9 protein-coding genes are annotated in these 12,062 nt (G+C 42.7%); 1 reads left to right on the plus strand and 8 read right to left on the minus strand.

What is annotated here, in order from left to right:
* Positions 1-10: 10 nt before the first annotated feature.
* From A3M5_RS0116105 to uxaC, 5 genes are read right to left on the minus strand one after another with little or no spacing between them, the layout of a single operon-like run.
* Positions 11-1,483 carry a gluconokinase gene (locus A3M5_RS0116105; protein WP_018394816.1) on the minus strand — a complete coding sequence of 491 codons (1,473 nt, stop codon included), beginning with the start codon at positions 1,481-1,483 and terminating at the stop codon, positions 11-13.
* Positions 1,476-2,294, minus strand: coding sequence for an ATP-dependent sacrificial sulfur transferase LarE (larE, locus tag A3M5_RS0116110; protein WP_018394817.1), 819 nt, complete (start codon positions 2,292-2,294; stop codon positions 1,476-1,478). The genes A3M5_RS0116105 and larE overlap by 8 nt, the downstream gene beginning before the upstream one ends.
* 18 nt (positions 2,295-2,312) lie before the next feature.
* Entirely contained in the window at positions 2,313-3,083 is a 771-nt protein-coding gene (locus A3M5_RS0116115) for an SDR family oxidoreductase (RefSeq protein ID WP_018394818.1), read from the minus strand.
* A 30-nt stretch (positions 3,084-3,113) separates the two neighbouring features.
* A complete protein-coding gene (locus tag A3M5_RS0116120; RefSeq protein WP_018394819.1) occupies positions 3,114-4,382 on the minus strand; it encodes a nickel pincer cofactor-dependent isomerase, group 22 in 1,269 nt (422 codons plus the stop codon).
* A 2-nt stretch (positions 4,383-4,384) separates the two neighbouring features.
* Positions 4,385-5,800, minus strand: coding sequence for a glucuronate isomerase (uxaC, locus tag A3M5_RS0116125; RefSeq protein ID WP_018394820.1), 1,416 nt, complete (start codon positions 5,798-5,800; stop codon positions 4,385-4,387).
* 236 nt (positions 5,801-6,036) lie between these two features.
* On the opposite strand from uxaC, the gene A3M5_RS0116130 reads away from it, so the two are divergent.
* The gene (locus A3M5_RS0116130) at positions 6,037-7,248 is read left to right on the plus strand and encodes an ROK family protein (protein WP_018394821.1); all 1,212 of its coding nucleotides are present in this window, start codon (positions 6,037-6,039) and stop codon (positions 7,246-7,248) included.
* 42 nt (positions 7,249-7,290) lie between these two features.
* Here the strand turns inward: A3M5_RS0116130 and gnd are convergent, their stop codons facing one another.
* The 3 genes from gnd to murJ form a co-directional block, all read right to left on the minus strand.
* A complete protein-coding gene (gnd, locus tag A3M5_RS0116135; RefSeq protein ID WP_018394822.1) occupies positions 7,291-8,706 on the minus strand; it encodes an NADP-dependent phosphogluconate dehydrogenase in 1,416 nt (471 codons plus the stop codon).
* A gap of 242 nt (positions 8,707-8,948) precedes the next feature.
* A complete protein-coding gene (locus A3M5_RS0116140) occupies positions 8,949-10,454 on the minus strand; it encodes a hypothetical protein (RefSeq protein ID WP_018394823.1) in 1,506 nt (501 codons plus the stop codon).
* Positions 10,451-11,968: a murein biosynthesis integral membrane protein MurJ gene (gene murJ, locus A3M5_RS0116145; protein ID WP_018394824.1), complete on the minus strand. Its 1,518-nt coding sequence runs from the start codon at positions 11,966-11,968 to the stop codon at positions 10,451-10,453. Before murJ ends, A3M5_RS0116140 begins: the two co-directional genes overlap by 4 nt.
* Between the last annotated feature and the right edge of the window lie 94 nt (positions 11,969-12,062).

Consider the following 12,062-nt stretch of genomic DNA (forward strand, 5'->3'; position numbering starts at 1 on the left):
CACACCTTTTTTAGAAATACTTCGTTACATCCGCAGCGAGTCGTACGTACTTTTCGTAAATGCTCTGATACACTTTATGGTTCTCTGCATTCGGTACAATTACTTCACCCATTGGCAAGTTGTTCTTAATGTCTTCAAAGGAATCAGCTTCTCCGACTGCTACAAGCGCTGTCCATGCTGCTCCCCAGGCTGCATTATGGTGGCTTTCAGATACATAAATATTTTTCCCAAATACATCAGCCATCATTTGAAGCCAGATCGGCGACCGTGCAAGACCTCCGTTTACATAAATCTTCTCAGAAGGACCTGCCAAGCGTTCAAGCGCCTCGCTAATTTGATATAAATTAAATGTAATTCCTTCTAGTACCGCGCGAACGAAATGTTCTTTCTGATGCGTAATAGACATTCCGAAAAAGTTCCCACGTGCGTGCTGATTCCAAAGTGGTGCCCGCTCACCATTAATGTATGGCAGGAATAGAATACCATCTGCACCCGGTCCGACGCGTCCCGCTTCTTTCGTAAACTCTTCGTACGTTCCTTGATAGTTTAACAAGTTTTTTAGCCATTCAAGCGCGATTCCGCCGTTATTTGTCGGACCGCCAATAATCGATGTTTCTTCTGTAAACATGTAGCAAAACGTTTCATGTTTTTCATTTGCACGGAACCCATTCGCCCACTGACGGACTGCTCCACTTGTGCCGGCGGTGATCGCCACCTCGCCTGGCAAAATGGCGCCGCTGCCGAGATTGGCAAGCTGTCCGTCTGCTGCACCAATGACAAATGGAATATCTTCAGGTATGCCGATATAGTCGGCAATGATTTTATTTAAGCCTGTCAATATTTCTGTCGGAGGCACAGGACGTGACAACTGCTCTTTTTTCACGTTCACTAATTCAAGAATTTCCATGTCCCAATCGAGTGTTTCACCATTGAACAAACCAGTAGCAGAAGCCATCGAATAATCGACAATGCGCTTGCCAAACCATTGTAAAAGCAAATATTCTTTTACAGACATAAAATAAGTCGCTCCCTGGAACGGTTCGTAACCCGTTTCATTCATCCACAGAAGCTTGACAAGGGGAGACATCGGATGAATGGGCGTACCTGTTTTTTCATATAGTGCCAACCCATTCTCACTCATTAGACGTTCTGCTTGATCACTGCCGCGTCCGTCCGCCCAAATAATGGCACGTGATAGCGCCCGGCCGTTTTCATCGACACAAATAAGGGAATGCATCGCGCATGAAAAGCCGATACCCGCCACTTGATCTGGCGTCACACCCGCTTTTTGAATCGCATCTTTTAAAACGAAAACAGAAGCGGATGTAAGTGCTTCTGGATCCTGCTCAACGTGGTTTGGCTGCGGATAAAATGATTTAGTTAACTGTTCGGATTCGACAGTCACTTTTCCGCATCGGTCAAAGACGACTGCTTTGACACTGGTCGTGCCGATATCCAGTCCTATAACGTATTCTTTAGACATGTTGTTCATCCTTTTCTAGTGCTTTGTTCATACTGCCACTTATATAACCGACAAGATCGAGTGACACATATTTATAGCCGAATTGCTGCAGTCTTTTGGCTATGGCCGCGTGATACTCAAGTACACGTAGCATATCCCCAGGCTCCACTTCAATACGGGCTGTATCTCCATGCGTCCGTACTCGTACTTGCCGAATTGATAACGATTTTATATAAGCCTCTGCCTTTTCCACTTTTGTCAGCTTTTCTTTTGTGATCGTTTCACCATAGGCAATGCGGGAAGACAAGCAGGCAAAAGATGGTTTATCCCACGTCGGTAAATCAAAATTACGGGACAGCTCTCTTATTTCTTCCTTAAATAAGTTCGCTTCCTGCAGCGGACCACGAATATTTTTTTCTTTCGCCGCTTTCATCCCCGGACGGAATTCATTCATGTCGTCCGCAATCACGCCATACACGATATTATTATACCCTTGCTTGTTCAAAATCGGAATAAGATGATCAAACAAGCTGCTTTTGCAAAAATAGCATCGGTTCTTATCGTTTTCTGTATATCCTGGAATCGCTAATTCCGACGTTTCAATGACTGTGTGCTTCACGCCAATATGTTTAGCCAGCTTCTTTGCTTCTTCCAGTTCAGTGGACGGATATGTTTCGGAATCCGCTGTAACGGCGAGTACCCGCTCTGGACCAAGTGTATCGACAGCTGCTTTTAGCAAAAATGTGCTGTCCACTCCACCTGAAAACGCGACAACAACAGATTCCATCTCGCGGAGAATCGACTGCAGTTTCCCGTATTTTTCATTTACCATTACGGTTCATCCTTTCTGTTAAATCGTCATGCTGCCAAATCCGCCATCAACGCGGATCAGCGTACCCGTCACAAAACTTGATGCTTTATCAGATGCGAGCCACACGGTTGCTCCCTGCAATTCATCCGGATCGCCGAAACGGTTCATCGGTGTGTGATTCATAATAGAAGCAATACGTTCTTCACTTAAAATCTTTCGGTTTTGTTCAGCCGGGAAAAAGCCTGGAATAATCGCGTTCACACGGATTCCATCTTGCGCAAATTCACGTGCTAAAAATTGCGTTACGCTGTTTAATCCTGCTTTTGAAACGGAATACGTGAACACTTTTGACAACGGTGTTGTCGATGAAACAGATGAAATATTAATAATGCTTCCCTGTCTGCCCTGCTCGATCATTTTTTTAGCGAAAACCTGGCATGTTACAACAATACCTTTTAAGTTTACGTCCATGATCTTGTCCCATTCGTCCATGTCAAGGTCAAAAAACGGTGTTGCGCTATTTGTACCAGGTGCATTTAACAAAATATCCCATCCACCAGACCATTCTTCAATAGCTGCTGCCGATGCTTCAAGCGATTCTTTCGAGATGACATCTGCCTGAAATGCTTTCGCTATACCACCTAATGCTTCAATTTCTTTAACGACTTCGTTCGCTTTATCAAGGTTGCGGCCAACAATCGCCACTTTTGCGCCATGATTGGCAAGCCCTTTTGCCATGGAAGAACCAAGAACACTGTTCCCTCCAATTGCGACGGCTGTTTTTCCAGTTAAATCAAATAATGTATTCACAGTAGATCCTCCCTGTTTCCTATATATTTTTTAAACTAAATTTCCTTTTTGATCAAATGAAAGTTCTTCCGCTTCTGTCATCGCTTCAAGCTGTGCATGTTCCTGCACGTAGGGAAGGAGTGCTTCGGATACTTCAATTTCACTTACTTCAAGTGTATTTTTTATGCGAACCATTTTTACTTTTGTAAAATCAAGGATGTTGCTCGTTTTAATAGCCGCTTGAATGGCTTCTTTGTCATTCGCAAGTGTAGTCGCAATTTTTGTTGGCGCAACAACTGTTGATGTCAACCCATTCGCATACGTTACTTCGCGATCCATTTTGTCGACAAGGCGCTGTGTCGTAAAATCGGCTGTGCCGACACCGTTCGCATTTCCTTCTGTCTCGTCTGTCAAGTCAAGCACGAGCATTTTATTCACATCCGGCCCACCGTGCGCATATGGTGTCGGATAACGGCCCGTAATATTCGGATCCATGCCATCACCGCTGATATTTTTGCCAATCTGATCAATAACAAGTACATCAAGCTGCTCAAAAAACAGTTTTGGCAGCAGCTCTTTTGCTTTCACTTGAAGCCCCACTTCTTTTTCTTCAATTTCTTCTGCTGCTAGCACTTCAACGACCGCAACTTTATCAAAGGCATTTTCGACCGTTGCAACACCGAACAACACAGGCAGATGCTCCATAATCATTTTCGCCATCGCCGGCACGTGCACAGCCATATGTTTAAAGCCAAGCTGGTGGCACGCTTCCGCTCCTTTTTGCTTACCGAGACCGATACTGATCATTTTCATAATGCCACTTTCAACCGGTCCGCGAAAAGCGGTATGCGGCTTAATGCGGTTAATAACGACAATGCCATCCGCTTCAGATGCGTATTTATCTACGTAAACCGGCAGGCCATTTGGCAGCTCGCCGACTTTAATAACTTCCATTGAAGAACGAATTTCAGCACCGGTACTTTCTTCGGTTACACCAAGGTGTTTCAACACGTCAATTTGCCCTTCCGCTGTTGCACCGCCGTGGCTGCCCATGCTCGGTACGATAAACGGATTTGCGCCCATTTCTTTTAAAAAGGCAACAGTCATCGCTGTAATTTCAACAATCCGGTCTACCCCGCGGCTTCCGACTGCAATGGCAATCGACATGCCTGGTTTGATTTTTTGGCGGATAACCTCGCGCTCAAATTCTTTTTTAAAAACAGCAGCCAGATCATCGATTTTTTGATTATCAAACTTTTGTCTCACTTTCACCATTTTGGGTACAGGAATGTCTTTAACAAGATCTTGAATGATCCCCATTGTTATCTTCCTCCTTTTCGCTCCAAAAAGTAATTCTTAGCATTATCATACCCGATATTGCGTACCATCTGCTCAAGGAATGCAGAGTTATCTGGTGCTTTTCCTTGTTCAACCCATTCCCCGAGAATGTTGCATAAAATGCGGCGGAAATAATCATGTCGCGTATACGATATAAAACTGCGGGAATCCGTCAACATTCCAATGAAATGACTAAGCAAACCGACACTTGCAAATGTCTTCATTTGCTGTTCCATTCCATCAATATGGTCATTAAACCACCAGGCAGAACCTAATTGAACTTTCCCCGGAGTCCCTTCTTCAAAAAAGTTCCCCATCATCGTCGCAAGCACATCGTTGTCTTTGCGATTTAAGTTAAAGAGAACTGTTCTTGGCAAAGCACCTTCTTGTTCGAGTGCATCAAGGAAATAAGACAATCCTTCTGCTACATCACCATCACCGATCGAATCAAATCCTGTATCCGGGCCGATTTTTTCTTTCATCGCCGTATTATTATTCCGGATCGCACCCATATGAAGCTGCATAACCCACTCTTTGTCAGCGTACATCTTGCCGAGTTCTTTTAAAAGGAATGAACGGTAAGCAAGCAAGTCCTCACCCGTCAGCTCTTCTCCGCTGATCCGTTTGTTAAAGACCGCTTCCGCTTCGTCTTTCGTTGTTTCTTTATACACCATTTTCGGCATATCATGATCCGAGGCACGTCCGCCATTTTCATGGAAGAAATCAACCCGGTTTTGAAGTCCTGCCAAAAGATCGTCGAATGATTCCACTTTCAAGCCGGAAACGCCAGCCAATTTGCCAAGCCAGTCTGCAAATGCAGGGCGATCAATAAAAAGCGCTCCGTCTGGACGGAATGTCGGCGCAATGGTTGCTTTAAATGAATCGTCTTCTTTCAGCAGCTTATGATAACGAAGATCCGATGCTGGATCATCTGTTGTGCCGATGAATAACACGTTTGATTTTTCAATAAACGATCTTGGATCATACCCAGGTGACTGAAGCTTTTCATTACATTCATCCCAAATTTCTTTCGCCGTTTCCGGTGTAAGCAATTTGTCGATGCCAAAGTATTTTTTTAATTCCATATGCGTCCAGTGGAAAAGTGGATTGCCAATTAAATGTGGCACTGTATCTGCCCACGCCTGAAATTTTTCCCAATCACTTGCATCACCCGTAATAAGTGACTCGCTCACGCCGTGCATACGCATCAATCGCCACTTATAATGATCACCTGCAAGCCAGAGCTGCGTAATGTTTTCAAACGGTTTATTTTCCCACACTTCTTTCGGACTGAGGTGACAGTGGAAGTCGAAAATCGGCGTATCTTTTGCCGCTTTTTCATACAAGTGTACAGCTGTCTCATTATTTAAAAGAAAATCATCCTGTAAAAATTTTTTCATGTTGTGTCCCCTCCGATTTTATGATAGTGTATTTTTGAAGTAAAAAATTGTAAACCTTTTCAAAGCAACATAATTTATTTAAAAAACTCATCTTGTTAATTTGTTTACTAAACAAATTAACTATGATATTTAATTTATCATGTCTCTGTATTATACGTCAATAAACCTTGCTCAGAGAAAAAAACCTATATAATAAAAGTATAATAAAAGAATGTACCTATAAAGGAGGATTATACATGGCTGCCGGTGATGCTGCTTACATTAAAAAAATAAATCGTTCACTTATTGTTCAAAAAATTATCGAAAGAAAGATGATTTCTCGTGCTGATTTATCAAAACTAACCTCTTTAACAAGAGCGACTATTTCTGCTCAAGCAGCGGATTTGCTTGAAGATGAACTTATTGTGGAAACGCATCTTGAACACCACGGTGTTGGAAGACGTCCAATTATGCTATCTGTAAACCGATCAGCCGGTTACACGCTTGGCATTGATCTCGATTATGGGCTGTTAACGTTTGCTTTATCTGACTTGCTCGGTCAGCCGGTGTCGACCCGTACAGTAAAGATAGAAGCGACTGAGTACGAAACGATTCTCCATCTTTTAGTGAAACACATTCAACTTTTCGAAAAAGAATGTGCGCAAAGCCGCTACGGTTTAGTCGGTGTCGTCATTGGGATTCACGGTTTGGTGACAAAAGATGAAATCATTCATTATGTCCCCCGTTTCGGGTGGCGGGATATTCATATAAAAAATGACCTAGAAAAAGCGACTGGACTTCCTATTTGCATCGAGAACAACGCTAATTTGTGTTCTTTCGCAGAACGCGTTTATGAGCACCATGAAACTGAAAACTTATTATGCGCAAGCCTTTATTCTGGAATCGGACTCGGTGTGATGATGAACGAAGAATTTTTCAAAGGGCATGATGGCTTTGCGGGTGAAGTCGGTCATACAATCATTATGCCGGATGGAAAACCGTGTAATTGCGGCAACTATGGCTGCTGGGAACAATATGCATCGGAATCCTCTTTTTTCAGAGAGTTGTCGGAAAAGAAGGGGCAATCAACTATTTCTTATGAAGACGTGCACCAATGGATGCAATCAGGAGATAAAGTCGTCGTCGAAATGATGGAACAATTCATTTATTTTTTGACGATCGGCTTAAATAATTTGATTAATGCATATAATCCGGAAGTCATCGTTTTAAGCAGTGAACTACTTCAGCTCAATCCTCAATCCATTGAACAAATTGAATGCAATTTAAAGTCCACTATCAGTCAATACCGAGAATTATCTATTTCAAAGCTTGGTACAAAGGCCTGTGTCTTAGGAGCCTGTGCGCTTGGTATTAAACATTTTTGGGATGTACCGTCTATGAATCTATCACTTATTAAAAGTGAAACGAGCGCCGATGTAACAGTTAGCGAAAGGATACAAAATCAATAAAATGAAAGAGCCATCTCTATATTAGAGACGGCTCTTTGCATGTTATTTACTCATCCACTCTGTATGGAATGTGCCTTCTTTATCAATTCGTTTATACGTATGAGCACCGAAGTAATCACGTTGCGCTTGAATCAAGTTCGCAGGCAGTGTTTCTGTACGGTAGCTGTCGAAATAAATAATTGCGCTTGAGAATGACGGTACCGGAATACCACGTTCCACAGCCATTGTCACGACGCGGCGAAGCGCTGATTGATAGTTTTGCACGATATCTTGGAAATATTCATCAAGAAGCAAGTTCGCAAGGTTCGGATCGCGGTCGAATGCTTCTTTGATTTTTTGCAGGAATTGCGCACGGATGATGCAGCCTCCGCGGAAAATCATGGCGATGTCACCGTAGTGAAGATCCCATCCATATTCTTCTGAGGCAGCTTTCATTTGAGCAAATCCTTGCGCATATGAGCAAATTTTACTCATGTAAAGCGCCTCACGGACTGCTTCGATCATTTCTTTCTTATCACCGTCAAACGGTGTGACTTCAGGGCCTGTTAATTGTTTGCTTGCTTGTACACGTTCGTCTTTTAACGCAGAAATAAAGCGAGCAAATACAGACTCCGTAATAATAGAAAGCGGTACGCCTAGATCAAGCGCATTTTGACTTGTCCACTTACCTGTGCCTTTTTGGCCAGCAGCATCTAAAATGACATCGATAAGCGGTTGACCTGTTTCATCGTCTTTTTTCTTGAAAATGTCGGCTGTAATTTCGACTAAATAGCTATCAAGTTCGCCTTGATTCCATTCTGCGAATACTTCATGCAGTTCGTCTGTTGAAAGATCGAGCATATGCTTCATGATGAAGTATGCTTCTGAAATCAGCTGCATGTCACCGTACTCGATGCCGTTATGCACCATTTTTACGTAATGACCAGCACCATCCGGACCGATGTATGTGCAGCATGCGTCATCGCCTACTTTTGCGGAAATGGCTTCTAAAATCGGACGGACAAGTTCAAACGCCTCACGCTGACCGCCTGGCATAATGGAAGGACCTTTCAGTGCTCCTTCTTCTCCGCCTGATACTCCTGTTCCAACGAAATGAAGGCCAAGTCCTGCAAGTTCTTTATTGCGGCGGACCGTATCTTCGAAAAATGTGTTTCCACCGTCGATCAAAATGTCCCCTTTATCCAGATACGGCTTTAATGAATCGATTGTTGCATCTGTTGCGCCACCTGCTTTAACCATAAGTAAAATTTTACGCGGCTTCTCAAGAGAGGCCACAAATTCTTCTGCGCTGTACGTACCTTTGAAATTCTTTCCTTCTGCTTCTTGTTGAAGAAATGCAGTCGTTTTATCAGCTGAGCGGTTATAAACAGCAACAGAGTATCCTCTGCTTTCAATGTTTAATGCCAGATTTTTCCCCATTACAGCAAGGCCGACTACGCCAAATTGTTGTTTCGTCATACGAATTTCCTTCCTTTCCACTCCCGTTGATTTTTTTTAAAGCAGATGTTACGAATGAACTTCCTGCCTGCTTTTCGACTTATCTAAAACTTCTGATAAAGCATGCCTTTGAATATAGGGCAACTTCCGTTCTTTCGTCATTTTTCTACTTCACTATTATTTCGCCAAACCTTATTTGTTTTCCTGCAAAAAATATATCGATTTATGTCAATTTTCAAAAAATATATCGATTTATGTCAATATTATCGTGATTTTAAATATGCTTTTTTACTTTTGATCAATTTTTGAAGCACCGGACTTGGATTTCCACCAAGTGCCGCCCATTTTTTTTCATGTCCTTCTAAATCGTTCAGCGTCAAATATTCATAATCATTGCCATCAAACGTTCCATCGCGATTAATCTGGTACCAGAGATCGCCGTTCGGCCGGATCCAATCACTACCAACGGATTCAATGCCCCCGCGGATTTCACGGACAGCAAGCAAGTACTTTTTATGACCGGTCGCATGATACGCGTCGATAAGCATATTTGCTTCACCTAGCGCGTGGTTAAGGGACGCATGAATGCGCTGTTTGCCTTGCTGCGGCGAATAATAATCAGCGGGCAAGTATCCTTTTTCAGCCCGTACAACGTTGTCAATGCTAATTAAATTAAGCAGATAATCGCTGTATTCAGGTAATGCTTTTTCAAGCTCTGGCACACCGAGTTCTTTGCCGATCCGGTGCAAATAAATCACGATTAACTCATTATGACGCGTATCCACATATGGCGCTGTAATATTATACTTTTTCTTTAGCCACGTGCTCGTATATTCTGTTTTCCAGATTACATCTTTTTTTGATTCACGGTATGACCATACATTCGCTGCTGATTGAACGGTTAAATTGTAAAAATAGCGTTCTTTGTATTTAAAATAGCGATCGATGGCTTCTTTTTCAATGAGTGTACCCATATGACGGCCGTATCCATCTTTTGCAAACGGCTCCACAGACCACGGCAGTTTTTTCAATGAGCCATCCACTGTAAACCAGTTGTTTACTTCCTTATAATTTGTCTGCTGGAATGTAATCCAGTCATTCAAGTTATCGGTTCGTTCAAACAGCGGTGCTTCTGCGAGTAAAAACCATTGCTCGCTTATTTCACCACGGCCGGCAGTCATCGTAAATTCAACACCTTCTTTTGAATGCTGCAATGTATTTTTTTCCGTCAGCAGCTCGCGCACCGTACTTTCACGGCCGCTTCCGTACAACTCATTCAATTCACGCGACGTAAACGTGTGGCTCATGACCAGCTCGTTAATAAATTCACGATTGTTCGTGTAGCGGAACAGACCGGCCGGCGGCTTCGTTTCATCCACACCGGTAACATCGTCGTGTACCCGTTCCGGAATGTTTTTCGTCCAATCAACAAAATAATAGTCATCGGCAGATGGAATTTGCACCTTGCCTGTTACGGTCCCTTCACCGCTCATACGCAGCATAACGAACCGATCGCCATTGTTCATTTTCCGGACTTTCACTGTTAATGCAGCCTTGTTTCCGACGTTATAACGATAGTTTGTATCTTTATAAATAAAATCGAGTCCTTCTGGATTCGATTCTTTTTTCAAAGATAAATGATCTGCTTCAAGAAGGAGTGATTTGTTACCAATCGAAATAATTTGCGATTCCGTAATAGGTGCTGCTTCCGAACTTGCCTTGCAGCCTGCCAGTATCAACACAGCTAAGATGAAGTACCATTTTCTCACGATATACTGCTCCGGTTTCGCCTAATCATACTGAGCAATTTACGGAATCCTTCTTTATAGAAGAAAAACAGTCCAACTACGTATAAAATGACGCCAATTGGAACGAGAATAGCAAGTTGCCATAATGAATACCATTCATCAATGAGTGGACGGATGAAATAAAGGGGCACAACCATAAACGCAGTCACAATCGCCGTACGGGCCAGTAATCCAATAAGTCTCGCAGGCTCTGACTTATCGAAATCTTTATAAACAAAAATGGTGCAGGCCGTTAAATAATAAAGCGAAACGAGTGAGCTTGTGAGCGCGAGCCCCGGATAGCCGAATGGACCGATGAAAAGCCAGTTCAAAAGCACATTAATGGCGATCGTAAACACGCTGATCCGGAAGACGATTTTCGTTTTCCCTTGCGCATACATCGCTTTTGCAACGATGTATTGCATCCCCTGTGTTACAATCATTGGCAAGTAAAAAACGAGTGCAATGTATGTATAATGTGTATCTTCAGCTGTAAATTTACCCCGCTCATAAATGAATGACAATGCGGGTTCTCCAACGACGTAAAGACCAGCTGCAATTGGTGAGAGCGTTAGCAATGAAATTTGCATACCGCTGAAAAACGTATTTTGAAAGCTTTTGCGATCATTCACTTGTTCGGCTAAAAGAGTGAAAATAATAACGGCAATCGTCGTCGCATAAATCGTATGCGGAATAGACGATAAAAGCTGCGCGTAATTCAAGTATGAAACAGGCCCTTCTCCTATCCCAGCTGCGAAACCTTTATTAACAAACACATTGATTTGACCGACGACAGAGCTAAGGAGTGCCGGCGCTAACAGTACGAGGAAGGAGTGCTGAAACTCTTTATCGACCGATAAAACCGGCTTCCATCTATAGTCCGTTTTGTATAGGTAAAAAAATTGAATACAAATGCCGAGAATCGTACCGACGATAAAGCCGTAAGCGAGGCTCGCAATGCCCCACTGCTCTGAGAAAAGGAGAGCGAATGCGACACCGACAATCGTTTGAAGCAGCTTTGCAATCTGTGAAGGAACGAAAACGCGTCTTCCTTGCAAATAAGAATCTAAAATACTTGTTAACGCAATAAATGACATGAACACGAAAAAAAACTGCGTAATCGAAACGGCCGTTTCTTCTGTCAATAATGGCATATTTCTGAAAATGAGCGGCACGAACCACGGTGCTAAAAAGAAGCCGATCATTGAAATACCGATAAACAAAAAGAACGTAACATTCATAATTCCGTTCGCACTGCGGTCTGTTTGTTCTGGATTTTCTTTTCGTTTCTTTACATACATCGGCAAAAATACATTATTGAATCCACCTGCAATCATAGCGATCACCAATGTAATAAATGAAAACGCTAGCAAATAGCCATCTGTGTAACTGCTGACACCAAATTGATAGGCTATAATACTTTCACGCAAAAAGCCTGACAATTTGACAATGAGCGCCAGCAATCCGAGCCAGAGCGCTGTTTTTTTCAATGACATAATATATATACACCCCCATATCTCTTAAATTCCCCTACTTATTTTACCTTATTCTCAATTATCATGCGAGAGCCGGACGGCACAGTGGAATAAC

The organism is Bacillus sp. 37MA, from assembly GCF_000372765.1.
Taxonomy (GTDB): Bacteria; Bacillota; Bacilli; order Bacillales; family Domibacillaceae; genus Domibacillus; species Domibacillus aminovorans.

Coding starts and splice junctions, on each gene's coding strand:
- murJ (WP_018394824.1), bottom strand. CDS start 11,968: ATGTCATTGAAAAAAACAGCGCTCTGGCTCGGATTGCTGGCGCTCATT.
- A3M5_RS0116130 (WP_018394821.1), top strand. CDS start 6,037: ATGGCTGCCGGTGATGCTGCTTACATTAAAAAAATAAATCGTTCACTT.
- gnd (WP_018394822.1), bottom strand. CDS start 8,706: ATGACGAAACAACAATTTGGCGTAGTCGGCCTTGCTGTAATGGGGAAA.
- A3M5_RS0116105 (WP_018394816.1), bottom strand. CDS start 1,483: ATGTCTAAAGAATACGTTATAGGACTGGATATCGGCACGACCAGTGTC.
- larE (WP_018394817.1), bottom strand. CDS start 2,294: ATGGTAAATGAAAAATACGGGAAACTGCAGTCGATTCTCCGCGAGATG.
- uxaC (WP_018394820.1), bottom strand. CDS start 5,800: ATGAAAAAATTTTTACAGGATGATTTTCTTTTAAATAATGAGACAGCT.
- A3M5_RS0116120 (WP_018394819.1), bottom strand. CDS start 4,382: ATGGGGATCATTCAAGATCTTGTTAAAGACATTCCTGTACCCAAAATG.